Consider the following 23,994-nt stretch of genomic DNA (forward strand, 5'->3'; position numbering starts at 1 on the left):
AAGCTATCGTCGGCCACGCGGCATGCCGATGGGGGGAAGCCTGTTTCCGCGCGCCGCGCCTCGATAAGCGCCGACGGCCTGAGTTCGGACCGCGTCGCTATGTTTTCACAATCGATCGCTGTTGACGCGTTAGCCAAGGCGACACTTACAATGCCGTATCCACATAGGCGACGCGCGACCCCGCCAGCTACGCATTGTCGTCGACGCCACCTTAGTACGTCAGGGAAGGAAGAGCACGTCGTACTGCTCGACCCCGCCGGGGAGATCGACGACGCGCATCTCGCGTGGCAGTTCGTCGTCCTCGAAAAAGACGAGGCAGGTCTCGTAGAAACCTGCGAGCATCTCAATGAATTCCCCGGTCTGCTGCGATCCGTAGAAAAGGGGCGTGAACTCCATGTAAAAAGGAACCCGCCGCGACAGGAGGGGCGTCATGGACCGGCAGGCGACCGGTTCATAGCCCTCTATGTCCATCCAGACCAGACCGACATCTGAAGGGTTGATCAAAAGCTCCTCGAGGACCTCGTTCACCGGCCTCACAGGGACGCTGATCTTGCGGTCGCTGGGGCTCTTTCTGAAGGCACTGCTCTTGCCGTGGTTGCTTTCGTTCATGAAGAAATCGATCCGGCCGGAGGCGGCTCCGGCAGCGCAGTTGACGACCGTCACCGTGCCGTCGAGCTTATTCTGGTCAATATTCCTCCGGAGTAGGTCGACGTTGCGCGGGTCAGGTTCGATGCTGACGATGCGCCGGTAGGCGGCGCTTAGCGCAAAATAGACGGTCTGCGTCCCGATGTTGCCGCCGATCTCAAGGAGACAGCTGTGCGGGCGCAAAAGTCCGCGCTCCCTCAGCACGGAGAGCAGTCGGTCGACATGCTGGCGCTCGAAATGTCCCTTGCGAAACACCTTGCGCCCGATGTAGTCGGCAGGCGAAAAGGTGATGAGGTGATCGCCCGCATCAATCGTCATCGACGCTACCCGAGGGCCGATGTTTTCGATCAGCAGCCGTCGTCCCGTGCGGGTGTCGAATAGCCTGGTCAAGACAGCATTGCGCCCCTTGCGCAAGCGCTTGCTCCAGAATTTCGCCGTCAGCCAGCCGCGGCCGCTCATGTGTCTTTTCCTTCGATCAAATCGGCGGCCTTGTCGCTCGAAATCACGTAGACTTTCAAGGGCAGGGCGCGGCCGCGCACACTGATTTCGCGGCTTTCCACACTTGCCGTGTCGGCGCCCGCAAGGTTTGCGACCGCGTCGGAAATGACGATCGCCGCATTGAACTCCTTGGCGGCCGTCTCCAGGCGGCTTGCGACATTAACCGTATCGCCGATTGCGGTGACGCTTCGCACGCGGCCATAGCCAAGTGTTCCGACGACAGCGGGCCCGGTGTGGATGCCGATGGCAATGTGAAGTGGCATGGTAAGCTCGTCTCTCAGCTCCGCATCGAGCTTGCCGATGTCGCGCACGATCGTGACGGCAGCCTCGATCGCCTGTCGGCATGCGTCCTCGGCCGAGTTGCCGATGCCGAAAAGCGCCATGGCGCCGTCGCCGATAAACTTGTCGATCCGACCACCTGCCTTTTCGACGGCATTGCCGACCAGGGCGAAATAGCGGTTGAGCAGAAAGACGATATCGAACGGCAGCCGGGTCTCGGTGAGCGATGTGAAATGGCGGATGTCGCAGAAGAGCACGGTGATCTCGCGCTCACGCCCCGGGCTCGTCTCCTGGGTGTTGGGGGGCAATGTGGTTTCGGGTGCGGCCACCAGCAACGGCGCAACCGTTATGTCGTGTGTGGGTCGCAGTTGGCAGGCAAGGCGCACGTCGGATGCCGCCTTGATCCTTTTGAGCGTCGACTGCTCCAGCTTGTCGGGCGCCGGCAAATCGTCGCCGTCGCTAAGTATCTGCACGCGGCAAGTCGAGCATTGCCCTTTGCCGCCGCAAACCGAATAGTGTAGCAGTCCGCCAAGCCGGCTTGCCTCGAGAACCGTGAATCCGCGTGGCACGCTGATCGCCTCGCCACCCGGATAGCGCACGGTGATCTGGTCGACGCGCTCACGCCACCGCCTCAAGGTCCTCGCACCGATAACGATCAAAAGCGCCCCGGAGAACGATCCGTAGAGACCGGCGCGGATCATGGCGATCTGCTGCTGCGCCTCCGGGTTGGAGTAGTAGCGGGTGTTGAGGTTGTCGCGATAGCGATCAGTGTTGACCATCCCCTCGTAGGCCGGCTCCGCGATCGTTCGACCCATTTCGATGAAGCCGAGGATGGCAAGCACCGGCAGCAGTATCGCGACGGCGAGAAGCATGGCTGCGACGCCGTCATACCAGGAGCGATAGCGCAGCCAGAAATGCACCCCGATGCATCCGTGGGTCCAGACGAAAAGAAGGGCGATGACCTGCCGCCAGCCCGCACCGGGGGATGTGACCCAAAGCAGTCGCACGATCGTCTCGTAATCATCGCGGTACTGGAAGAGGCTATGGGCGATCCGCGTGCCGATCACATGATCCATCAAAAGAAGCGGAATGGAGAGCCCGAGGACCAACTGGGCCATCTCCCCCGCCGGCATGACCAGGCTGCGGCGCGTGTAGACCGCGCGAAGGACAAGGCAGACGTGGGTCAACACCGCGGTGTAGAAAACGAGGGTGCCCACTGGGTTGCGCCAGATCGCCAGGAAGATCCGTCGACCGTCGTCAGCCGCTGACACAGAAATCAGGCCGAGCGCGTGGTTGGACAGATGCAAGAGGACAAATACGAACATGACGAGCCCGGAGCCAAGCCGGGCCCTTCTGATCGAGCGCTCTGAAAAAATACCGGTGGCAGCGACCGTCGCCATTCATTCCCGTTCTTGAATACCAGTTGCCAAATACAATAGAGATGACGGAATTGAGCTCGAATTGCCGCCGCTGCGATTGCGAACGCCTTTCACTCTATCAGCAGAAAGCAAGCATGCTGACAATAACGCATTTTCTCGCGGCAGGCCCGGGCATCTGTTTTAAACAATGTGTCTCGGCGGAGGCTTCGTGATGCGGGTTGCTTTCTACGCGCCCTTAAAATCCCCAAATCATCCCGTGCCTTCAGGCGATCGACTGATGGCACGCCTTCTCGTGCGGGCCCTTGAGCTCTGCGGCCATTCCGTCGACGTCATATCGGAATTCCGGAGTTATTGCGCGAGCCCTAAGGAGGCCGGCGATCGCCAGGCTGGTGCGCGTCATGAGCTGGAGCGTTTGCGTGAGGCCCTGTCCGGCGGCGTCCGGCCCGATCTCTGGTTCTGCTACCATCCTTATTACAAATCGCCGGATCTTTTCGGGCCGGTCCTTTGCCGTGATCTCGCAATCCCCTATGTCACGGCCGAGGCGTCCTACTCGAAAAAGCGCGACCAGGATGCCTGGGCCCCGCTTCAAAGGCTGGTTCTCGATGGTCTTGGCGGAGCTTGCGTCAACATCTCGATGACCGAGCGTGACAGGAAGGGGCTAGCCGAAGCTTTGCCGGCCGGTTCGTTTGCCACCCTCAAGCCTTTTATCGATACCGCGCTGTTCAAGGCACCACAGCAGACCTACGAACCTCGACGACTGATTGCGGTGGCGATGATGAGGAGCGGCGACAAGATGCGGAGCTATGCCATGCTTGCGCAGGCACTGGCCCGTCTTCAGGACCGTCCCTGGACACTGGCGATTGCCGGCGACGGACCGATGCGCAACGAGGTGGAGCGGCTTTTTTCCGGCTCTGGGCAGCGCGTTGAATGGCTGGGCGAGCTCGGTGCGGAAGAGATTGCCCTGGAACTGAACCGCTCCGGTCTATACGTCTGGCCCGGGGCCGGGGAAGCCTATGGCCTTGCCTATCTGGAGGCACAGGCGGCCGGCCTTCCCGTCATTGCCCAAAGGACAGCAGGTGTTCCCGAGGTCGTCGTTGATGGCGAGACCGGTACGCTGACGCCCGACGGCGACGTCGAGGCGATTTCGGAAGCAATAGCAGGGCTGCTTGACAGTCCTGTCAGACAACAGGCAATGGGCGCAAACGCCCGCCGCTTCGTTCTTGAAGAGCGGTCTCTTGAGATTGCGTCGCGAACGCTTGACCAGATCCTGCAGACATGTTTGACACGACAGCCATGAGCGATGACCAAACCTTTGCGGCTCTCCGCCATGAACTCGATCGCTGGCAGTCCGCCGGCCGAACGGCGCGTTTCTGGCTACGGGACGACGATGCAGTGGAGGTTACGGATGGCTTGGAAAAGTTGCTCGACGCCACCAGGCGGGCCTCCGTTCCGCTGACCCTTGCGGTCATTCCGGCCTGCACGGTCGAAGCGCTGGCGACACGGCTTGCCCCGGAAGATCATGTGCTTGTCGCCGTCCACGGCTGGTCGCACCAAAACCATGCCAGTCCAGACGAAAAGAAGCAGGAACTTGGGAGCCACCGGCACGCCGATGTCGTTCTCGCGGAACTTCGCAATGGTCTAGACAGGCTTCGGCGGCTCTACGGTCCGAAGCTTATTCCGATGCTCGTTCCACCATGGAACAGGATCAGCGCGGAGCTCGTCGCGCCTCTTCCAGAACAGGGCTTTGAGGTTCTCTCGGTCTTCGGCAGCATCAAGCACTACAGCCCGATCCGGCTCCTGAACACACATGTCGACGTCGTTAATGCTCGGGGACAGCGGGGCGAGCGGCCACATGCGGATCTCGTCAGGGAACTGGTTGGCGAATTGCAGGCCCGATTTGCCGGCGAGCGCAGCCCAGGCGGGCAAGCCGCTCGGCAGGTGCGATCTACCTGGGGTAACGAGCCGATCGGCATCCTCACTCACCATCTTGTCCATGGCGCGTCAGAGCGGGAATTCCTTGCTCGCCTGTTCGGCGAAACCGCGGATCATCCAGCCATGTCCTGGATGTCGGCGAGGGATCTGGTCGATAGCTAGTGCACTGAAATCATTTCCCGATTGTTGTCATTGCACATGGTCGGTGTTGCGAACGCAGAGGAGGAACGTGATTCAAAAATCGGCGCTCGTTCTTCCCCTGGCCTTCCCAGGAACGGGTCAGCCTGCTCCACGACCGAAAACAATTATATCTGCTACTGCTACTTGCATGACAAGTTGGTGGACCTTAAGCGGGATGGAACTGCTGACCTCTAGCATGCCGGGCAAGCGCTCCCCTAGCTGAGCTGTCGCCCGTCGAGCCCGCGCGGCGAGCCGGCAAAATGCTTTGGATTTTCTAGTTCGCTTCTGAATCAGATCTCGACCAGCTGGATCAGATCTCGACCAGCTGGTTATCGTACGCGGCAAACGCGCCTGGGAATTCCACGATGGCATCGCGTTCCATCCGATCCAGCTGTGTGTCAGTGCGCGAGGGCGCATGATGGAAAAGTGCGAACTTCCTGGCGCCTGCCAGCTTCGCGAGTTCGACGCCATGTTCCCAGGTGGAATGGCCGAAACCCTTGAAACGCTGCATCTCGTCTTCGTTGTAGGTGCAATCGTAGACCACGAGGTCGGCGTCCTTCATCATCTCCAGCGCAACCGGATCATACACGCCCGGGATATGTTCGATGTCGTAGATCAGCGCGACCGAGCGGCCGTTCCACTCGACGCGGTAACCGATCGCCCCGCCGGGATGGTTCAGGGTAAAGGTCTTGATCTTGACTCCGGGACGCGGTTCCAGCGTCTGGCCGGCGTGAAAGTCGCGGAAGTTCATCGTCGCCTGGCAGATGTCTGTTTTGACCGGGAACCACGGCGGGCTGATGAACTGCTCGATCATCTCGCGCGTGCTCATTTTTCCCTCAAGGTGGCCGGACCAGATCGTCAGATCAATGGTCGGATAATAGATCGCCTTGAAGAACGGCAGGCCTATGATGTGATCGTAATGGCAGTGGCTGAAGAACAGGTCGACGTTGTGGACGTCCTCGCTGAGCATGGCAAGGCCCGCTTCGCGAACGCCTGATCCGGCGTCGAAGATCATCCGGTATTCACCGCAGCGAATTTCGATGCACGAGGTGTTGCCGCCGTAGCGAACAAATTCGGGACCCGAGACCGGGATGCTGCCGCGAACGCCCCAAAACTTTACCTGAAACTGATCTTTACTCATCGCGTCTTCAAAATGGGCCGACCTAGCAACGCTATCGTAATCCTATCACGGTTAGCAAGCGAAGCGTTGTTTTCCATGGCCTTCCCTGTATCGTTGGCACCGTTTCTACCCTTATCCAGCGAAACGGTAGATTTTCCTAAGCAATCTGTTTTCGGTCAAGAAAGCAACTGCCTATGGTTTGTTTTCAGTAAACGGCCCTGGCCCTCCCGGCGAGGGAGGCGGCAGGGTTCCGCAGCCTTGCTCCATTAAATGGTTGCTCGGCCCTGCAAATACAAATCCTCGGTTCCTTACCCATTAGTCTTAAGGCATGAGAGGCCTTCACCCGATTCCGACGGCGTCTCAGTGCAGCCCGCCGACGCCCAGAAGTCGCTCCACGGCATCCTGATCCTCAAGCAACGTCTTCGGTGCACCGGTAAAGGCGAGGCGGCCGCGTTCCAGGACGATGACATGGTCGGCAAAATCAAGCGCGCTCTGGATCCGCTGTTCGACAAGCAGGATGGTCATGTCGCCGGTCCTCGCCAACTCGGCGAAAGCTGTCATCAGTTCCTCGCAGATGACGGGCGCCAATCCCTCGAGGGGTTCGTCGAGCAGAAGCACCGCCGGTTGGCCAAGAATGCTGCGTGCCGTCGACAGCATCTGCTGTTCGCCGCCCGACAGCTGGCCGCCAAGGTTGCGGCGCCGCTCCTTCAGGCGTGGGAACATCCCGTAGGCTTCCTCCAGTGCGCTTCTCGGGCGCCCCTTCAATCCGACGAAAAGGTTTTCCTCCACGGTCAGTGTCGGGAAGATGCATCGTGCCTGCGGGACGTAGCCCAGTCCGGTGTGGGCGCGTGCCGCACTTGCCATTGCGGTCACATCGGTAGCACCGATGCGGATCGTGCCTCCGTAGCGTCTCGTCTGGCCGGCAAGCGTTGCAAGCAGCGTCGTCTTACCCATGCCATTTCGACCGAGGATCGCAAGGCGCGCGCCGGCCGGAACCTTGAACGAAACGTTTTCGAGGACGCGAGTCGGCCCATAGCCGGCCGACAGGTTCTCGACGTCAAGCGGCGTGGCTGGCATTGGCATAGCTCCCGAGATAGGCCTCGCGAACGCGGGCGTCGTTGGTGACGTCGGCGGGGGACCCGTCGAAGATGATCGCGCCTGCAGCAAGCACGACGACGCGTTTCGCGAAACGAAAGACAAGGTCCATGTCGTGCTCGATCATCAGTACGGCGAGATCGGCTGGCAGTTCGGCGAGCGCCTGCTCGATCCGTCCGGTGTCGCTCTGGGGAACACCGGCGGCCGGCTCATCGAGGAGCAGCACCTTGGGCCTGAGGGCCATCGCAACGGCGATCTCGAGGAGGCGCTGCTGGCCGTAGGCGATCTCGTTCACCCGTCGGTGCATCAGATGTGCGATGCCGAGCGTCGAAAGCAGGTCGTTCACCTCGTTCATCACATCAGGCATGGCAAGAAAATTCCCGAACATGCGACCCGATCGTCCCCGACGCTGAAGGATGGCAAGGGCCACGTGCTCGCCCGGCGTCATCTCCAGGAAAAGCCGGGTGACCTGGAAGGATCGCACCAGGCCGCGCTGAACGCGGCCGTTGGCGCCGACCCTGGTGACGATTTCGCCCGCCAGGCGGACATCCCCGGAATCGGGCTGCAGATTGCCCGTCACCAGATTGACGAAGGTGGTCTTGCCCGCACCGTTCGGTCCGATCAGCGCCACTCGGTCGCCTGGAGCCATCGACAGGGAGACGTCGTTCGTCACAGCAAGCCCGCCGAAGGATTTCCTGAGGTTGATGACTTCGAAGACGGCACTCATTCTCCCGCCTCCCTCCTGCGGCTGAGGAAAGCCGCAACAGAACCATAGAGCCCCTTCGGCGCAAACAGGACGACCGCGATTAGGAGTACGCCGACCATGGTCAGCCAGTGGAACGGGCTTGCCGCCGAGACATAGTCCTCAAACAGCATGAAGATGACGGTTCCCGAAAGCGCCCCGAACAGCGAGCCCGTTCCACCAAGGACGAGCATGACCAGCGTTTCGGCCGACAGCGTGAAGGAGAGACTGTCCAGACCAACCACCTGGGTGGTGATGGCGTTCAACGCACCTCCGACGCCTGCAACGGCACCGGATATGACATACATCTTCAACAGCGCGGCCTTTGGCGAGGCACCCATGGCGCGAATGCGCACCGGATCCTCCTTGATCCCACGGCACAGCATGCCGAAGGGCGAGCGCACGATAAGGCGCAGAACCACGAAGACGAAAAGAAGCAGGACGATCGCAAACACGTAGGCGGTATGGCCGTAGAGATCGAACTCGAAGGTACCGAAGAACGGGTCCGCCGAGATGCCCGACAAGCCATCGCTGCCACCGGTCCAGCTCGACGCCTTGTTAGCGAACTCGTGGAAGAGGTGGACAAGGGCGATCGACAGCACGAGCTGGGGAAGGCCATGGCCTCGCAGGATCACCACACCGCTGACGAGCCCGGCGAACGCACCGCCAACGATACCCGCCAGTGTCATCAGTAACGGATCAGTGATGCCGTAGTGAGCCGATAGGATGCCGGCCGTATAGGCGCCCGATCCGAAGAGGGCAGCATGACCGAGCGTCGCGATGCCGCAATAACCAGTGACGAGATCAAGCGAGAGGACAAGCAGTGCGACCGCGACGATGCGGGTGAGCAGGGCAAGGTTATCGGGGAAAAGCAGATAGCCGATGACGGCAGCTGCTGTGATGATGGCAGCGCCCGCCAGATCCCGTCCCGCCTGACGGCGCGGGCGGGCTTGAGCGGGCAGGGCTCTTTCGCTGTTCATGACGGCAGCCATCCTATTTCATCCTTCCCGCAAGGCCACGCGGGAAGATGCAGATGATGGCAATGACCGCGAGGTAGAAGAAGAATTCGCCGAATTCCGGCACGAGGTAGCGTCCCGTCGTGTCGACAGCTCCAAGAAGCAGGCAGGCAACGAGTGCCCCGGGAATCGAGCCCGCGCCCCCGACCGAGACGACGACCAGGAAGGTCACCATGTACCTTAGGGCATAGTAGGGTTCGACCGGCAGCAGTTCCGCGCCAACCACGCCGCCAAGGGCGGCTAGGCCCACAGCAACGGCAAAGCTCAATGCATAAATGATTTCAGTGCGCACCCCGAGTGCGGCCGCCATCGTGGCATTGTCAACAGAGGCGCGCAGCTTGACCCCGAAGCTGGTTCTTTCAATCGCATACCAGAGGCCGGCGGCCGCGGCGAGCCCGCAGAGGATCGCGAAAAGGCGATGGACGGGGATCGTCCGGAAGCCGAGATCGGCGGAGCCCTGAAGCTCCCGTGGTAGGGGGATTGTCTTCAGTGTCGGGCCGAACACGTAGTTGGCAATGCCGATGATGCAGAAGGTGATGCCGATGGTCATCAGCACCTGCGTCAGTTCAGGCGCTCCATAGATGCGCCGGTACAAAAAGCGTTCGATGGGGATTGCGATGATGACCGTGCCGATGACGGCCAAAAGGACAGAGATGCCGTAGCCAAGCCCGAGGTCGCGCGCGGCATAGGAGGCGATGTAGCCGCCGATCATGGCGAACGCACCGTGGGCGAGATTGACGACCCGCATCAGTCCCATCGTCAACGACAGGCCGATGGAGATCACGAACAGCACCATGCCGTAGGCGAGCGCATCGACGGCTATGCTGAAGACAGTTTGCATGAGGCTATCCCGATTCTGTTTGGAAGCGGCAGGCAACCCGCGCACAGCATTTCCGCTGCAGGACTTCCTGGTTGGCCGCAAGATCAAGGGCCGCTATTTTGCAGCCGCAAGGCCAGGATCGCCCTGCTTTTCGAAGGTCTGGATTTCCTTGTTGTAATAGGTGCCATCGTCGGCCTTCGCGACCTCGCGCAGGTAGATGTTCTGCGTGATATGGCGGCTCTCGGGATCGATAGACACAGGTCCGCGCGGGCTGACCCAGGTCAGGCCCTTGACGGCTTCCACGGCCTTGGCCGCATCCTGCTTGCCGCCGGTTGCCTCGATCATCTTGTAGATGACATTCATGCCGTCATAAGCACCGACGGCTGGAAAGGAGAGTTCCGCCTTGTTGCCGATCGCCTTGGCCGCGGCTTCAACGAAGGCCTTGTTCTCAGGCGAGTCGTGGGAGACGGCATAGTGGAATGTCGTCTTGATGCCGAGGGCGGCGTCAGCAAGAGCCGGCAAGTCGGATTCCTGCGTCAGGTCACCAGGGGCAAAGAACCTGATGCCGGCGGCCTTGAGGCCGTTCTCGTTGTAGGCCTTGACGAAGCCGAGCGTGGTCGGTCCCGAAGGCAGGAACGCAAAGACGCCCTCAGCGCCCGAATCCTTGATCCGCTGCATGATCGGGCTGAAGTCATTGGTCGAGAGCGGCATGCGGATCGCCTCGACGACCTTGCCGCCTTGCTTCTCGAAAGCAGCCTTGAAGGCGTTCTCGGCATCAACGCCCGGACCATAGTCGCTGACCACTGATATGACCTTGTTGACGCCGGCGTCGTGGGCCACCTTGGCAATCGGTGTCGATGTCTGCCAGGTGGTGAACGACGTGCGTACCACCAGCGGGCTTTTGGTAACGATGGCGGATGTTGCCGCATTCATGATAACGAGCGGCGTGTTTGCTTGCTTCAGGATCGGTGTCACGGCCATGGCGTCCGGCGTGAAATAGAAGCCTGCGAGGTACTGCACCTTCTCCTTGACCACCAGTTCCTGCGCCAGGGCCTTCGACTGGGCGGGATCGGCAGCTGGAAGGTCGCGATAGATCACCTCGACCGTGTTGTCGCCGACCTTGTTGCCGTTAAGCGCCATATAGGCGTCGATGCCGGCCTTAAAATTCTTGCCCTGCAGGGCAAAGGGACCCGAGAATGGACCGACCACGCCAACCTTGACGGTCTCGGCATAGGCCGCCGTGCTCATGACGATGGCCGCAACCGCGGCCAGGACAAACCGTTTCATAAAATCCTCCCAGTACCGATGGCGCATTCATGCGCCGGATTAGCAAAGAGCCAAAACCTTGGCGATAGTGTCTCACCCAAAACGGTAATGTAAAATGAAATAAAAGCCGCAAATCATAGTTTAGGGGTTATGGGTTTTCGCGCCGATTTCTTTGATATTCCGTGCCAGTTCAAGGGCGAGCCGAAGCGATGCGGCGGATGCCATAACCATTTGCGGCAGGATCAGCCATTCCAGCATCCAAGCGGCACCCGAGCGTTCCTGTTCATGCACGAGCGACTGGTGGGATCCGGATAGCAGGCTCGCGTTGAACCGCGCGAGAGCGACCAACGCTTCGGCGGCGACTGGGTTCTGTTTATGTGCCATGGCGGAGGAGCCGCCACCGCGAGTAAGCTCGATCTCCTCGCCCGCCTGTGCAAGCAGCGCGACATCTTGGCCGAACTTCCCGAGGCTGCCCGAGATCAGCGACAAGAGACTGGCAAAGTCGGCGATGACCGCTCGCTGACTTTGCCACTGCGCAATGTCGGAAAGGCCGAGTTCCTGGGCAAGGGTGGCGCGTATCGCATCGGCCCTGTCGGCGAGCTTGTCCAAGGTGCCCGCGGCACCGCCGAACTGCAGCGGCAAACGCTGCTCGGTTAACCTGTCGCGATAGGCGTCAAGAGGTGTCCGCCACGCGCGAATGCGATCCGAAACAGTGATCGGGATCGCCGCCTGCATGCGGGTCCGCCCCATGAGCGGATTGCGTCCGAAGGACCTGTCAAGATCACCAAACACCATCGACAAGTCCGACAGCCGATTGGACAACAGGAAGGCGATCGCCTTCAGGCGGACCATGAGGCTGGTGTCGATGACGTCCTGGCTGGTGGCACCGAGATGCAGGAAGTCAGAATAAGGGGCCCCAACGACCGTCCGGAGCTGCTTGACGAGATTTGCGACAACCACGCCGTCTCGTGCGGTCGCCGTCCTCAGCTCCAGAAAATCCGGCCTGAAGGCCATGCAGACCTCGCTGATGTGGCGGGCAGCCTCATGCGGAATGAGGCCCTCGACCGCCTCGGCCCTTGCCAATGCCGCCTCGAAGGCAAGCATGGCGCTGACATCGGTCTCCACCGAAAAGTAGGGCGCTATCTCCTCGTCGCCCAGAAGCCCGGATAGAAACGGGTGGTCGAAAGCTGACACGGTCATCGGTGGTTCCCTTTCTCGCGTTTGACCGATACCTCAACCAGGAAACGATGACATGCAAGGTCGAAAGAAGTTCGCCTCAGATGTCGAGGAACACGGTTTCCCGCTCGCCCTGGAGGCGGATGTCGAAGGTGAGCGTCGACCCCTCCCTCGTCGCGATCAGTGTATCGACACGGTCCCGGTGCTCGATGCGCAGAAGCAGCGGATCCACCTTGTTCGCCTCGACCTCCTCGGGAAAGTACATGCGCGTATGCAGGCCGATATTAATGCCGCGGGCGACGATCCAGACGGTAATGTGCGGCGCCATTTTTCGTCCGTCGCTGTACGGAACGACACCTGGCTTGACGGTTTCGAAGGTGAAGACACCGTCTTCTGCGCGGGTTGCGCACCGACCCCAGCCGGTAAAGTTTGGGTCGGCCGTGCCGCGCATTTCGGAGGGGCTGTTATAGAGACCCGCGCTGTCGGCCTGCCAGATTTCGATGACGGCATCGCGCACCAACGCGCCCGCACCGTCGAAAACACGGCCTGTTACCGTGAGGCGCTCGCCAAGCGTCTTGTCGTTGACCATGACCGTGCCGAGGTCCGCCTCATAGACCCCTTCGATAGCGCAGAAGTTAGGGGTGAGCCCGATATGAACATACGGCCCCGCTGTCTGCGACGGTGTTTCCTTGAGGTAGCCGAGTTCCTGCACCATCAGTTCCCCTCCGGGCGGTTTTCGAACATCGTCGAGCGGCGTCCGCGCAACACGATATCGAACTTGTAGGCGCGAGCGTCCATCGGGATCGTGTTGCCCCAGTCGAGGGGCGCAATCAGCTGATCGATGGCGCGCTTGTCAGGGATGGTACCGACAATCGGGCATTTCCAGATCATCGGATCCCCCTCGAAATACATCTGGGTGATCAGGCGCTGAGCAAATCCGTGTCCGAAGATCGAGAAATGGATATGGGCAGGCCGCCAGTCGTTTACGCCGTTCGGCCAGGGATAGGCGCCGGGGCGCACGGTCCTGAAGGCGTACCGTCCATCGTCTTCGGTAATGCAGCGTCCGCACCCCCCGAAGTTCGGGTCGATCGCGGCAAGATAGGTTTCCTTCTTATGTCGGTAGCGGCCGCCGGCATTTGCCTGCCAGAATTCCACAAGGGCCCCCGGTACCGGGCGTCGCCGTTCGTCGAGGACGCGGCCGTGGACAACGATGCGCTCGCCGATCGCACTTTCGCCCGGTCGGGCAAAGTTGTGGATCAGATCGTTGTCGAGTTCACCGATGATAGAATGGCCGAAGACCGGGCCTGTTGTCTCCGAGACCGTCCCATCCAGCGATAGGAGCGCGCGCTGCGGCGAGCGCAGGACCGAGGTCTTGTAGCCTGGGGTGAGGGCGGGTGCATGCCACGCCCGGTCACGGGCAAAGAAGGCGCCGGTCTCCGGCTTGCGGTTGGTGAGGTCGGACATCGCTTATGCCTTTCCGGCCGCCATTCCGGCGTCCATCTGTTCGAACACGTGCTTGGCGATCTTGATCGCGTGATTGGCGGCAGGCACGCCGGCATAGATCGCCACATGCAGTAGTGCCTCGCGAATATCCTCGCGCGACGCACCGGTGTTTTCGGTGGCCCGCACGTGCATCGCCACCTCGTCATCCTGGCCGAATGCTGCAAGCAGAGCGATGGTGACAATCGACCGCTCTCGGCGCGACAGCGTCGTACCAGACCAGACATGTCCCCAGGCCGCTTCCGTGATCAGATCCTGGAACGGCTTGTCGAATGGTGTAGCGCTTGCCTCGGCGCGGTCGACATGGGCATCGCCAAGGACAGCGCGGCGCGTTGCCATCCCCTGCTCGAACCGTTCCGAGGGCTGGCGGGGCTCGTTCATGGGCTCGTTTCTCCCTGCAATGCTGTATCGATGAATGCGCGGATTAAGGCAGTAAGGGCCTCGGGCTGCTCCACACACGGGATATGGCCAGCGTCGCGAATGATCTCGAAGTGCGCGCCGGGAATGAGATTTGCGGTCGATTTCACCAGATCAGGCGGGGTTGAGCCGTCCTGGTCTCCGACGACACAGAGTGTCGGCACACGGATCTTTCCCGCCGCGTTGGTGTAGTCGGCATCGCGAATGGCCTCGCAAGTGGCGATATATCCTTCCACGGGTTGGCGAACGAGCATGTTGTGGTAGCCGTGATAGGGCGTGTTCTCCGGCCGCCGGAAAGCCGGGGTGAACCAGAGCTTCATAATACCGTCAACGATGCTTTCGATTCCCTTGGTTTCGACTGTCGCGATCCTTGCGTTCCAGCCTTCGGTCGTGCCTATCTTGTGAGCGGTATCGCACAGGATCAGTCCCTGCACGAGGTCCGGGCGCGCCTTGTAAAGCGCCTGCGCAACCAGTCCGCCGACGGAAAGCCCGCAGATGAACGCCGTCTTGACAGATAGAAGCTCGAGCAGGCCAGCGAGATCAGAGGCATGGTCTTCGATCGAATAGGGAACCTGCCCAACATCCGAAAGTCCGTGGCCGCGCTTGTCATAAACGATGATCCCGAAGTCTCCGGCGAGGCGCACGATCACGTCCCGCCAGATGCGGAAATCAGTGCCGAGCGAGTTGGAAAAGACAATGACCGGCTTGTCGGCGGGGCCGCCGATCAGCTGATAGTGGATCGCGATGTCGTTGATGCGGGCAAACTGCACGGCTTTCTCCTCCCTGCGCCAACCGCGGGCAGGTCGCGGGTCGACTTGGTGAGAGGACTGCGCAGACCCGGGATCAAATTGGATGTTTAATCTGGTTAGGTAAAATGATATTTCACGGCATTCCGATAACCTGTAAGTTATGAGACCCATGATCGACAACCGCGTCAAGTTTCGTCATCTCCAGACATTTGTCGAGGTCGCACGCCAGAAAAGCGTCATGAAGGCAGCTAATCTTCTGAATGTCAGCCAGCCAGCGGTGACGAAGACGATCCGCGAGCTGGAAGAGGTGCTTGGTGTTTCCATCTTCGAGCGCGATGGCCGCGGCATCAGGATCACCCGTTATGGCGATGTGTTCCTCAGGCACGCGGGTGCAGCACTGACCGCCCTCCGTCAAGGCCTCGATTCGGTCAGCCAGGAGCGCTTCGGGGAGGCGCCGCCGATCCGCATCGGCGCGCTGCCGACAGTATCGACGCGGATCATGCCGCGGGCAATGGAGCTGTTCCTCAAGGAAAACACCTGGAGCCGCATCAAGATCGTCACGGGCGAAAATGCGGTCCTTTTGGAACAGCTGCGCGTTGGCGACCTGGACCTTGTCGTCGGTCGCCTTGCCGGTGCCGAGAAGATGGCCGGATTTTCTTTCGAGCATCTTTATTCGGAAAAGGTCGTATTTGCGGTACGGGCCAGTCATCCGCTGCTGAAGACCAAGCAATCGCTGTTTTCGAGCCTCAGCGAGTACACCGTACTTATGCCGACGCGCGCCTCTATCATCCGCCCCTTCGTTGAGAGCTTTTTGATCGCCAATGGCGTCGCCAGCCTGCCGAACCAGATCGAAACCGTCTCCGATTCCTTCGGGCGTGCCTTCGTACGCGCGAGCGACGCCATCTGGATCATTTCAACGGGCGTGGTCGCCACGGACATTGCCGACGGACTGCTTTCAGTCCTGCCGATCGACACGAGCGAGACCCAGGGACCGGTCGGACTGACCATGCGCGCCGATGAAATCCCTTCACTGCCCCTGTCGATCCTGATGCACGCCATCCGTGAAGCGGCAACGGACTGTTCCCTGAAGTGACCCCATGTTATCGTGAAATGCGTGCAACTGCGCCGGGGAGCCAGACAATGGGAAGTGCAGCCGCATTACATGGAACATGGCGAATGATTTCCTGGACGCGTCGGGCCGTCGCCACGGGGATGGTTACGGATGCAATGGGACCGGATCCGGTCGGCTATCTCTCCTATCATCCGGATGGACGGGTGATGGCTGTCGTGGTCAGCCGTGAACGCCCAGCAATAAAGGGCGAGGTACCAACCGACGCGGAAAAGGTCGCGCTGTTCGATTCCATGCTCGCCTATGCCGGAACCTACACCTTCGAGAACGGACGCGTCGTGCACCATGTCGATGCAAGCTGGAACCCTGCCTGGGGCGTTAGTGACCTGATCCGTCCGTTTTCCATCGACGGCAGCAGGCTGAAGATCAGCGGCGCCCCCGGCGTTGATCCAAGGAACGGAGAGGAAGTCGTTTACGAGCTGGAATTTCGAAAGGTGTGATCTCGGCTCCGGATGAAATGCGATTGCGGACGCTAAACTCGCAACAGCTCGACCTAATCATGGAGCCGCCAAGCAGCCAGAACACTGACGATGAGATGCACCATTACCACTCCCGAATGCAGTGGACGTAAAGGCGGACGAGGATTATCTGGTAAATGCTTCAGCTTCTGCGCCCATGCGCTTTCTCGGACGCGCGCGCTGGCAACACGAGACGATAGACCTGCGCAGTATGGCAAGGCGTTGGCGGATCAGTAGGGGACCTTGTCTGCCTGACCTGCCTTTTACCGGTCAGCCAGAGTCAGAGAAAAAACTGGCATCCAAATGAAACAACAGCGATGGCAAGTGGCATTGTCAAGGTCACTACCATGTTGTGCCAGTCGAATTGATATTCAACGCTGCACGCTTTCAAGTTCATTTTTGCTACTCCCTACGAGTGTAGCCTATCGAACTTAGCGGGAATGTCGTCTCAAAATAAGTTTCGCCCGGTTATAATCTTCGAAGGTGCCTTTGCCATCCTGCCGGATTTGCCGGGGGCGCCGGTGGCGGTAGGGACGCAGGCAAATCGCAAGCTTTCGTTTTTGCGATCTGCAGACTTGCGCAGCGCGACACCGACGACGTGAGACTTGCGCCCGAATTTAGATGGTGTTGTCGCGATAGCGGGCGCTATGACCGCAAAGGTCGGCGCAACGATAATCTCTTCGCTAGTTTCCTGTTGGGCGAGCAGCGGTGGGACGCATTTACCACCGCCGCTCTCCATGCACCCTTCCGTGGATGGTGGAAGGGATCTAGTAGGAAAGGCCTACGTAGTTTTCCGCGAGCGCAGTCGCGGCGGCTCTCGAGTGCGTCAGATAGTCGAGTTCAGCTTCCTGAATCCTTTGCTCGAAGTCACCGGCATCAGGAAACCGGTGCATAACAGTGGTCATCCACCAGGAGAAACGAACCGCCTTCCAGACTCGGGCAAGCGCTAGTCTCGAATAGACCTCGATGCCTGCATCCGAACAGTCCTGGTAGTACTCGACGAGGCCCGAGAAAAGATAATGCACGTCGCTCGCGGCGAGATTGAGACCTTTTGCACCTGTCGGCGGCACGATATGGGCGGCATCGCCGACCAGGAACATGCGGCCGAAGCGCATTGGCTCGGCAACGAAGGAGCGCAGTTGCGCGATCGACTTTTCAAAGGAGGGCGCTGTCAGAAGTGCCTCCGCATGGTGGGCTGGCAGTCGACGACGGAGTTCATCCCAGAACCGGTCATCGCTCCAGTCGTCAATCCTCTCTGTGAGCGGACACTGAATGTAGTAACGGCTGCGATGCCTCGAGCGCATGGAACAAAGCGCAAAGCCTCTGGCATGGTTGGCATAGATCAGTTCGTGGCTGACAGGGGGAACTTCGGCTAGTATTCCAAGCCAGCCGAAGGGGTAGATCTTCTCGACTGTGCGCATCGATCGTTCCGGCACCGCCTTTCGGCTGACACCATGGAAGCCATCGCAGCCGGCGATGAAATCGCAGTCGATCCGTTGGGTGCTGCCATCCTTCTCGTAGGTCAGGTAGGGCTTGAGGCCATCGAAATCATGAGGGAGGACGTTTGCTGCCTCGTAGACAGTCAGCGCTCCACTCGCCTCGCGCCGCTCTATCAGGTCACGCGTCATTTCGGTCTGCCCGTAGACCATGACCTTTTTCCCGCCCGTCAATGCAGAAAGGTCGATGCGGTGGTCGCGTCCGTCGAAGGCAAGCGAGAAGCCTTCATGCGGCAAGCCCTCGGCGTGCATACGGGCGCCGGCCTTCGCCTGGTCGATGAGACCGACGGTTCCTTCCTCCAGCACCCCGGCGCGGACGCGGCCCAGGATATAGTCTCTTCCGACGCGGTCCACGATGACGTTGTCGATGCCAGCCCCTGTCAGAAGCTGCCCAAGCAGAAGCCCCGACGGCCCCGAGCCGATGATGGCGACCTTCGTGCGCATGTCTTTCTCCCGCACCTGTGTCTCGTCAAATTCTGACGGCGCAAGGAGCAGTCAACAATGGACAATTCCGTCATCGGATTGCACTATTCGAACATAACGATGGGAGGCGGCCCGGATGCTACGGAATGTTCCGACATACGAGCTATACGGCGAAAAGGCGGGTGGAAAACCAGATTTCTGGGTTCATTGCGAGACTATCGCCTCTCGCAGCCGCCTGCACCACTTCGAAATTCGGCTCCATCGCCACGAGAGTTTCTTTCAGATCCTGTACATTGCCAGCGGTTCGGGGGAAGCGATGTTCCAAGGCCTCTGGCACCCGATCAGGCCGCGATCGGTCATCACAGTTCCCCAAGGCATCGACCACGGATTCCGGTTCTCTAGGGATATCGACGGTCTCGTCATTACCGTCCTGAGTTCGCATCTGAAGGCGGCACCCGGCGACCGCAGCCGGCTTGGTGCATGGATGGCAGTGCCCCATCTGACGGCGCTTGACCCGGATGACCCGGATGCCGGGCATATCGCCGCCTGCCTGATGCGGCTAGGGCGCGAATTCCAGCATCGGCGGGCCGGGCGCAATGATCTCCTGGAATCTTACCTGACGTCTGCCCTTCTTCTGACGGCGCGGCTTTCTTCCAAGTTTCACAATGACGAGACTGCCGCCAACGAGAATGAGCGGCGCATCGAGGTCCTTCACGGCCTTATCCAGCAGCATTTTCGAGCGCATGAGCCAGCGTCCTTCTATGCCAGGGCGCTTAACGTTTCACCGACGCACCTGAACCGGATCGTGCGCGCTGCGACCGGCCATGGCGCTCACGAGTTGATCGCCCGCAAGCTTCTCGATGAGGCAAAGCGCGAACTAGTATTCACATCAGGCAGTGTACAGGTAATCGCCTACCGGCTTGGATTTTCGGATCCGGCCTACTTCTCGCGGTTTTTTCTCAGGCAGGTGGGCCTCACCCCCCGCGCCTGGCGCCTGGCAGAGCGCGCCAAGCTTGGGGTTTAGCGCAGCACAAGGCGTAATGCCTGTTGCGTGTTCTTCAAGAGCGGCAAATAACGCGCCGGCATGTCGACAGCCGACAAATGGGCGGCTGGCGCGCCGATGTTGATCGCAGCAATGGTCTGACCCCGGTCGTTCTCGACGGGGACCGCGATCGAGCAAAGGCCAATCTCGAGCTCCTGGTCAATCACGGCGTAGCCCTGTTCGCGTACGCGCCGGAACTCGGCAACCAGTACCTCCACATCGGTCTTGGTATTCTCCGTATTGGCCCTGAGCTCCGTGCGGGAAAGGATTGCCCTTGCCTCGGTCTCCGGCAATGCGGCAAGAAGGACCCGGCCCATCGAGGCGCAGTAAGCCGGCAGGCGGCTGCCGGGCGTCAGGTTGATCGACATGACGCGGCGCTGCGAGGCCCGCGCGATGTAGACGATTTCGGTGTTATCAAGCACGGAAGCCGAGGCACTCTGACCAGCCTTTTCGGACAACTGATCGAGATGCGGCTGGATGAGAACCGGCAGCGGCGTTGCCGAAAGATAGGCATGCCCCAGCCGAAGGACCTTTGGCGTCAAGGCGAAAAACTTGCCGTCATAGTCGGCGTAGCCGAGCTCTGCGAGCGTCAGCAATGACCGTCGCACCGTGGCGCGGTCGAGGCCGGTCAGCTTTGAGGCTTCCGCGATCGACAGGCGCTGGCGCGTCTCCTCAAAGGCTTCGATCACCTTCAAGCCCCTCGCAAAACCGCTGACAAAATCAGTCTCTCTCATATCTGACTTCCATTTCATGCATGTTGTGCGTTATACGAACAAATGTCAAATAGCGCACAAAACATTTGACGGTGACGGTTCGAAGGCGCTTATTGGCGCCAATCGAAGGCTCACTGCGGGAGGCTACATGGCGAAGATCGTATCCTTGAAGGAAGCTGTCGCCGGCAATGTCATTGATGGTGACACCGTCGCGATGGAAGGCTTCACCCACCTCATTCCCTACGCGGCCGGGCATGAGGTGATCCGTCAAGGCAAGAAGGATCTCTTCCTGATCCGGATGACGCCCGATATCATCTACGACCAGCTGATCGGCGTTGGCGCCGCGCGCGGCATGAAATTCTCCTGGGGCGGTAATCCAGGCGTCGGCTCGCTGCACCGTTTCCGCGATGCGGTGGAGAACCAGTGGCCGCGGCCGATTGAAATTGAAGAGCACAGCCATGCCGCCATGGCCAATGCCTACGAGGCGGGTGCAGCAAACCTGCCCTTTGCGACATTCCGGGGCTACCTCGGCGCGGACCTTCCGAAGGTCAACCCCAATATTAGGTCCATAACATGCCCATTCACGGGCGAGGTGCTTGCCGCCGTTCCGGCCATTCGGCCCGATGTCACGATCATCCATGCGCTTCGCGCTGATCGTAGGGGAAACGTCCTTCTGGAAGGCATTGTCGGCGTCCAGAAGGAAGCAGTCCTTGCCGCGAAGCGCTCGATCGTGACTGTCGAGGAAATCGTCGACGAGCTCGACCCCCCGTCGCCGAATTCCGTCGTGCTGCCGAGCTGGGCCGTCACTTCAGTGGCCCATGTACCGGGCGGAGCGTTTCCGTCCTACGCCCAAGGCTACTATGCGCGCTCGAACGCCTTCTACATCGCATGGGACGAGATTGCGCGTGACCGCACAACGTTCCTGGAATGGATTGATGAAAACGTCTTGCGGGCAAGTCCTGATGATTTTGTCAGGCATGCGAAAAAGGCAGCGTGAGGAGATCCAGGATGATTGTCTTTACCCCCACTGAAATGATGACCATTGCTGCAGCCCGCGCCCTGACCAATGACGACGTCTGTTTCGTCGGGATAGGTGCGCCATCTGCCGCCTGCAATGTCGCACGACTTACGCATGCCCCTGACATAACGCTGATTTACGAGAGCGGCACGGTTGGAACCAAGCCCGACGTTCTGCCGCTCTCGATTGGCGATGGCGAGCTTTGCGATACCGCGCTTTTTACTGTGTCCGTGCCGGAGATGTTTCGCTACTGGCTGCAGGGCGGTCGGATCACGACAGGCTTTCTCGGCGGTGCGCAGATTGACAGGTTCGCCAATCTCAACACAACTGTTGTCGGTGCCTACGACCATCCGAAAGTCCGCTTGCCCGGCGGCGGCGGCGCACCCGAAATCGCCAGCAATTGCGGGCAGATCTTCATCACCATGACCCTTTCCAAGCGTGGCTTCGTCGAGAAGCTCCCCTTCATTACCTCCATGGGCCATGGCGAAGGCGGGAACCACCGCGAGCGGCTTGGCATGAAGACGAAGGGTCCGACGCGGGTCATTACCGACCTTTGCATTCTTGAGCCGGATCCGGTCACGAAGGAACTAACCGTTGTCTCTATCCATAGGGGCGTCAACCGCGAGCAGATCATCGACAATTGCGGTTGGCCAATCCGGTTTGCCGAGCAAGTGATCGAAACCCCTGTGCCGACAGAAACGGAACTCGCAACACTCCGCGATATCAACGCACGTACCAAAAAGGCCCACCAGGGCAACAAGGAGGCCGCATAAATGGCTGACGCCTTTATCTGTGACTACATCAGGACGCCGATCGGCCGCTTCGGCGGCTCGCTTTCATCGGTTCGCACCGATGACCTGGGGGCCGTGCCGCTGAAGGCACTGATCGGGCGCAACCGCGATGTCGACTGGGAAGCAGTGGACGACGTGATCTTCGGCTGCGCCAATCAGGCCGGTGAGGACAATCGCAATGTCGCCCGCATGTCGCTCCTGCTCTCGAGCCTTCCGGTTTCCGTGTCAGGCACCACGATCAACCGGCTCTGCGGCTCGGGCATGGACGCTGTGATCGCGGCCGCCCGTGCGATCCGGGCGGGTGAGGCAGAGCTGATGATTGCCGGCGGCGTCGAAAGCATGTCGCGCGCGCCTTTCGTCATGCCGAAGGCGGAGACGGCCTTCTCCCGTAACGCTGAGATCTACGACACGACGATTGGCTGGCGTTTCGTCAATCCCCTGATGAAACAGCAGTACGGAATCGATTCCATGCCGGAAACCGGCGAGAATGTCGCCGCTCACTACGGGGTCTCGCGCGAAGACCAGGATGCCTTTGCCGTCCGCAGCCAGGCAAAGGCCGCCGACGCACAGGCCAATGGCCGGCTTGCAAACGAGATCACCTCCGTGACCGTCCCGCAGCGCAAGGGCGAGCCTATTGTCGTCGGCAAGGACGAGCATCCGCGGACAACCACAATGGAGGCACTGGCGAAACTCTCCACACCCTTCAGGAAGGAAGGCGGAACAGTCACCGCCGGAAACGCCTCGGGCGTCAACGATGGAGCGGCCGCTCTCTTGATCGCCAGCGAGGCTGGCGCAAAAAAACATGGCCTGCGACCTATCGCGCGGGTTCTCGGCGGAGCAGCCGCCGGCGTCCCACCCCGCATCATGGGGATCGGACCTGTGCCTGCATCACAGAGGTTGATGGCCCGTCTTCAAATGACACAAGACCAGTTCGACGTCATCGAACTTAACGAAGCCTTCGCTTCGCAGGGCCTGGCCGTGCTCCGGGAACTGGGGATCGCCGATGATGATCCTCGTGTGAACCGCAATGGCGGGGCGATCGCAATCGGCCATCCGCTCGGAATGACCGGCGCGCGCATCACTGGCACGGCCGCGCTGGAGCTGCAACAAACAGGTGGGCGCTACTCGCTGTCCACCATGTGCATTGGCGTCGGCCAAGGCATTGCGATCGCTCTCGAGCGCGTCTGAGGTCATCGAAACTGTGAACCGGCGCGAATACCAGCGCCGGCCTCCAACTCCCGAGTGCTCCCATCAAGGCATCAGCTGGCCGCCGTTGACCTCGATGATCTGGCCGGTCACGTAGCCTGACAGCGTTGGCGATGCGAGGAAGAGGTAAGCACCGACACAGTCTTCCGGTGTCCCGACGAAGCCCATCGGTATCGACTTCCGCTGCAGCTCCATCTGATCGTCATTGGTGTATCGCTCGTGAAAGGGCGTGGCGATGACGCCAGGAGCAACCGCATTGACGCGGATCCGGTCCGGAACAAATTCCTTTGCTTGTCCGCGGGTGATGGTCGAAACAAAGCCCTTCGATGCGGCATAAAGCACCGCGCCATTACCGCCGCCATTGCGTGCCGCAATCGAGGTGGTGTTGATGATGAAACCACCCTGTTTCTTCAGCCAGGGATGGGCTGCGCGTGTTGCGGCGAGGACCGAGCGGGCATTGAGATCCATGACCTTCACATAGTGTTCGTCGGTGTATTCGGAGGTTGGCTTGCGGCCAAGCATGCCACCGGCATTGTTCACCAGTCCATCGAGATGGCCGAAGGTCCTCGCGGTCTCCTCGACAACGCGTTCCGTTTCGCCTTCTTTCGAAACATCACCGTGCACAAGGTGCACGGTTCCGCCAGCCGTTCGGATTTCGTCCGCAAGCGCTTCGGCGGGTTCCCGGCTTGCGTTGTAGTGAACGCCGACCTTCATGTCCTGAGCAGCAAAGGCGCGCGCCAGCGCCGCACCAATGCCGGTCGACGCACCTGTGATCAGCACGGCCCTGCCGGCGAGGTCCGGAATCTTTATTGATACAAGCATTTGAGCAAGGGTTGCCATGGCAGCGATAGCCTCCAGTAATGCAGCGGGATTGAATGGGCGAGTGGGACAAGCTTAACAGCCT

At 60.3% G+C, this 23,994-nt stretch carries 24 protein-coding genes; 8 read left to right on the forward strand and 16 right to left on the reverse strand.

The window, feature by feature from the left end; genetic code table 11:
* Nucleotides 1–219: 219 nt before the first annotated feature.
* Together RGCCGE502_RS27930 and RGCCGE502_RS27935 are read right to left on the reverse strand one after the other, a co-directional pair.
* Nucleotides 220–1,104 (reverse strand): FkbM family methyltransferase, encoded by an 885-nt coding sequence (locus RGCCGE502_RS27930; protein WP_016557572.1) that lies wholly within the window; start codon nt 1,102–1,104, stop codon nt 220–222.
* Nucleotides 1,101–2,822, reverse strand: a complete 1,722-nt coding sequence (locus RGCCGE502_RS27935) for an adenylate/guanylate cyclase domain-containing protein (RefSeq protein ID WP_016557573.1) — start codon at nt 2,820–2,822, stop codon at nt 1,101–1,103. The genes RGCCGE502_RS27930 and RGCCGE502_RS27935 overlap by 4 nt, the downstream gene beginning before the upstream one ends.
* A gap of 190 nt (nt 2,823–3,012) precedes the next feature.
* Between RGCCGE502_RS27935 and RGCCGE502_RS27940 the strand changes: the two genes are divergently transcribed.
* Nucleotides 3,013–4,098, forward strand: coding sequence for a glycosyltransferase family 4 protein (locus tag RGCCGE502_RS27940; protein WP_040675808.1), 1,086 nt, complete (start codon nt 3,013–3,015; stop codon nt 4,096–4,098).
* Nucleotides 4,095–4,895, forward strand: coding sequence for a polysaccharide deacetylase family protein (locus tag RGCCGE502_RS27945; RefSeq protein ID WP_016557575.1), 801 nt, complete (start codon nt 4,095–4,097; stop codon nt 4,893–4,895). Before RGCCGE502_RS27940 ends, RGCCGE502_RS27945 begins: the two co-directional genes overlap by 4 nt.
* Before the next feature lie 328 nt (nt 4,896–5,223).
* Here the strand turns inward: RGCCGE502_RS27945 and RGCCGE502_RS27950 are convergent, their stop codons facing one another.
* The 11 genes from RGCCGE502_RS27950 to pcaD all read right to left on the reverse strand — a co-directional run bounded on the left by RGCCGE502_RS27950 (nt 5,224) and on the right by pcaD (nt 14,835).
* Nucleotides 5,224–6,054, reverse strand: coding sequence for an MBL fold metallo-hydrolase (locus RGCCGE502_RS27950; RefSeq protein ID WP_016557576.1), 831 nt, complete (start codon nt 6,052–6,054; stop codon nt 5,224–5,226).
* Nucleotides 6,055–6,393: 339 nt separating this feature from the next.
* Nucleotides 6,394–7,110 carry an ABC transporter ATP-binding protein gene (locus RGCCGE502_RS27955; protein WP_016557577.1) on the reverse strand — a complete coding sequence of 239 codons (717 nt, stop codon included), beginning with the start codon at nt 7,108–7,110 and terminating at the stop codon, nt 6,394–6,396.
* The gene (locus RGCCGE502_RS27960; protein ID WP_016557578.1) at nt 7,091–7,855 is read right to left on the reverse strand and encodes an ABC transporter ATP-binding protein; all 765 of its coding nucleotides are present in this window, start codon (nt 7,853–7,855) and stop codon (nt 7,091–7,093) included. The genes RGCCGE502_RS27955 and RGCCGE502_RS27960 overlap by 20 nt, the downstream gene beginning before the upstream one ends.
* The gene (locus RGCCGE502_RS27965; protein WP_016557579.1) at nt 7,852–8,862 is read right to left on the reverse strand and encodes a branched-chain amino acid ABC transporter permease; all 1,011 of its coding nucleotides are present in this window, start codon (nt 8,860–8,862) and stop codon (nt 7,852–7,854) included. Before RGCCGE502_RS27965 ends, RGCCGE502_RS27960 begins: the two co-directional genes overlap by 4 nt.
* A 1-nt stretch (nt 8,863) precedes the next feature.
* On the reverse strand, nt 8,864–9,727 hold the full coding sequence (locus tag RGCCGE502_RS27970) for a branched-chain amino acid ABC transporter permease (RefSeq protein WP_016557580.1): 864 nt from the start codon (nt 9,725–9,727) through the stop codon (nt 8,864–8,866).
* Between the two features lie 93 nt (nt 9,728–9,820).
* Nucleotides 9,821–10,993, reverse strand: coding sequence for an ABC transporter substrate-binding protein (locus RGCCGE502_RS27975; RefSeq protein ID WP_016557581.1), 1,173 nt, complete (start codon nt 10,991–10,993; stop codon nt 9,821–9,823).
* Nucleotides 10,994–11,113: 120 nt separating this feature from the next.
* The gene (locus RGCCGE502_RS27980) at nt 11,114–12,172 is read right to left on the reverse strand and encodes a 3-carboxy-cis,cis-muconate cycloisomerase (protein WP_016557582.1); all 1,059 of its coding nucleotides are present in this window, start codon (nt 12,170–12,172) and stop codon (nt 11,114–11,116) included.
* A 76-nt stretch (nt 12,173–12,248) separates the two neighbouring features.
* Nucleotides 12,249–12,860 (reverse strand): protocatechuate 3,4-dioxygenase subunit alpha, encoded by a 612-nt coding sequence (gene pcaG, locus RGCCGE502_RS27985; protein ID WP_176705738.1) that lies wholly within the window; start codon nt 12,858–12,860, stop codon nt 12,249–12,251.
* Nucleotides 12,861–12,862: 2 nt separating this feature from the next.
* Nucleotides 12,863–13,612: a protocatechuate 3,4-dioxygenase subunit beta gene (pcaH, locus tag RGCCGE502_RS27990; RefSeq protein ID WP_016557584.1), complete on the reverse strand. Its 750-nt coding sequence runs from the start codon at nt 13,610–13,612 to the stop codon at nt 12,863–12,865.
* A gap of 3 nt (nt 13,613–13,615) precedes the next feature.
* A complete protein-coding gene (gene pcaC / locus RGCCGE502_RS27995) occupies nt 13,616–14,029 on the reverse strand; it encodes a 4-carboxymuconolactone decarboxylase (protein ID WP_016557585.1) in 414 nt (137 codons plus the stop codon).
* Entirely contained in the window at nt 14,026–14,835 is an 810-nt protein-coding gene (gene pcaD / locus RGCCGE502_RS28000) for a 3-oxoadipate enol-lactonase (protein ID WP_016557586.1), read from the reverse strand. Before pcaD ends, pcaC begins: the two co-directional genes overlap by 4 nt.
* Before the next feature lie 148 nt (nt 14,836–14,983).
* Between pcaD and pcaQ the strand changes: the two genes are divergently transcribed.
* A complete protein-coding gene (pcaQ, locus tag RGCCGE502_RS28005; RefSeq protein ID WP_016557587.1) occupies nt 14,984–15,907 on the forward strand; it encodes a pca operon transcription factor PcaQ in 924 nt (307 codons plus the stop codon).
* A gap of 47 nt (nt 15,908–15,954) precedes the next feature.
* The gene (locus RGCCGE502_RS28010; RefSeq protein WP_040675811.1) at nt 15,955–16,383 is read left to right on the forward strand and encodes a lipocalin-like domain-containing protein; all 429 of its coding nucleotides are present in this window, start codon (nt 15,955–15,957) and stop codon (nt 16,381–16,383) included.
* Nucleotides 16,384–17,168: 785 nt separating this feature from the next.
* On the opposite strand, the gene pobA is transcribed toward RGCCGE502_RS28010, so the two are convergent.
* Nucleotides 17,169–18,341 (reverse strand): 4-hydroxybenzoate 3-monooxygenase, encoded by a 1,173-nt coding sequence (gene pobA / locus RGCCGE502_RS28020; protein ID WP_016557590.1) that lies wholly within the window; start codon nt 18,339–18,341, stop codon nt 17,169–17,171.
* 115 nt (nt 18,342–18,456) lie between these two features.
* On the opposite strand from pobA, the gene RGCCGE502_RS28025 reads away from it, so the two are divergent.
* Nucleotides 18,457–19,344: a helix-turn-helix domain-containing protein gene (locus RGCCGE502_RS28025; RefSeq protein ID WP_016557591.1), complete on the forward strand. Its 888-nt coding sequence runs from the start codon at nt 18,457–18,459 to the stop codon at nt 19,342–19,344.
* Here the strand turns inward: RGCCGE502_RS28025 and RGCCGE502_RS28030 are convergent.
* Complete coding sequence (locus RGCCGE502_RS28030) at nt 19,341–20,096, reverse strand: IclR family transcriptional regulator domain-containing protein (protein WP_016557592.1); 756 nt, start codon at nt 20,094–20,096, stop codon at nt 19,341–19,343. The genes RGCCGE502_RS28025 and RGCCGE502_RS28030 overlap by 4 nt on opposite strands.
* Before the next feature lie 127 nt (nt 20,097–20,223).
* Between RGCCGE502_RS28030 and RGCCGE502_RS28035 the strand changes: the two genes are divergently transcribed.
* The 3 genes from RGCCGE502_RS28035 to pcaF are packed head-to-tail and all read left to right on the forward strand — an operon-like array spanning nt 20,224 to nt 23,072.
* Nucleotides 20,224–21,072 carry a CoA transferase subunit A gene (locus RGCCGE502_RS28035; RefSeq protein WP_016557593.1) on the forward strand — a complete coding sequence of 283 codons (849 nt, stop codon included), beginning with the start codon at nt 20,224–20,226 and terminating at the stop codon, nt 21,070–21,072.
* An 11-nt stretch (nt 21,073–21,083) separates the two neighbouring features.
* Nucleotides 21,084–21,866: a CoA-transferase subunit beta gene (locus RGCCGE502_RS28040; protein WP_016557594.1), complete on the forward strand. Its 783-nt coding sequence runs from the start codon at nt 21,084–21,086 to the stop codon at nt 21,864–21,866.
* On the forward strand, nt 21,867–23,072 hold the full coding sequence (pcaF, locus tag RGCCGE502_RS28045; protein ID WP_016557595.1) for a 3-oxoadipyl-CoA thiolase: 1,206 nt from the start codon (nt 21,867–21,869) through the stop codon (nt 23,070–23,072).
* 63 nt (nt 23,073–23,135) lie between these two features.
* On the opposite strand, the gene RGCCGE502_RS28050 is transcribed toward pcaF, so the two are convergent.
* Nucleotides 23,136–23,930, reverse strand: coding sequence for an SDR family NAD(P)-dependent oxidoreductase (locus RGCCGE502_RS28050; protein ID WP_016557596.1), 795 nt, complete (start codon nt 23,928–23,930; stop codon nt 23,136–23,138).
* Between the last annotated feature and the right edge of the window lie 64 nt (nt 23,931–23,994).

The sequence above is a fragment of the Rhizobium grahamii CCGE 502 genome, assembly GCF_000298315.2.
In the GTDB taxonomy this organism is placed as follows: domain Bacteria; phylum Pseudomonadota; class Alphaproteobacteria; order Rhizobiales; family Rhizobiaceae; genus Rhizobium; species Rhizobium grahamii.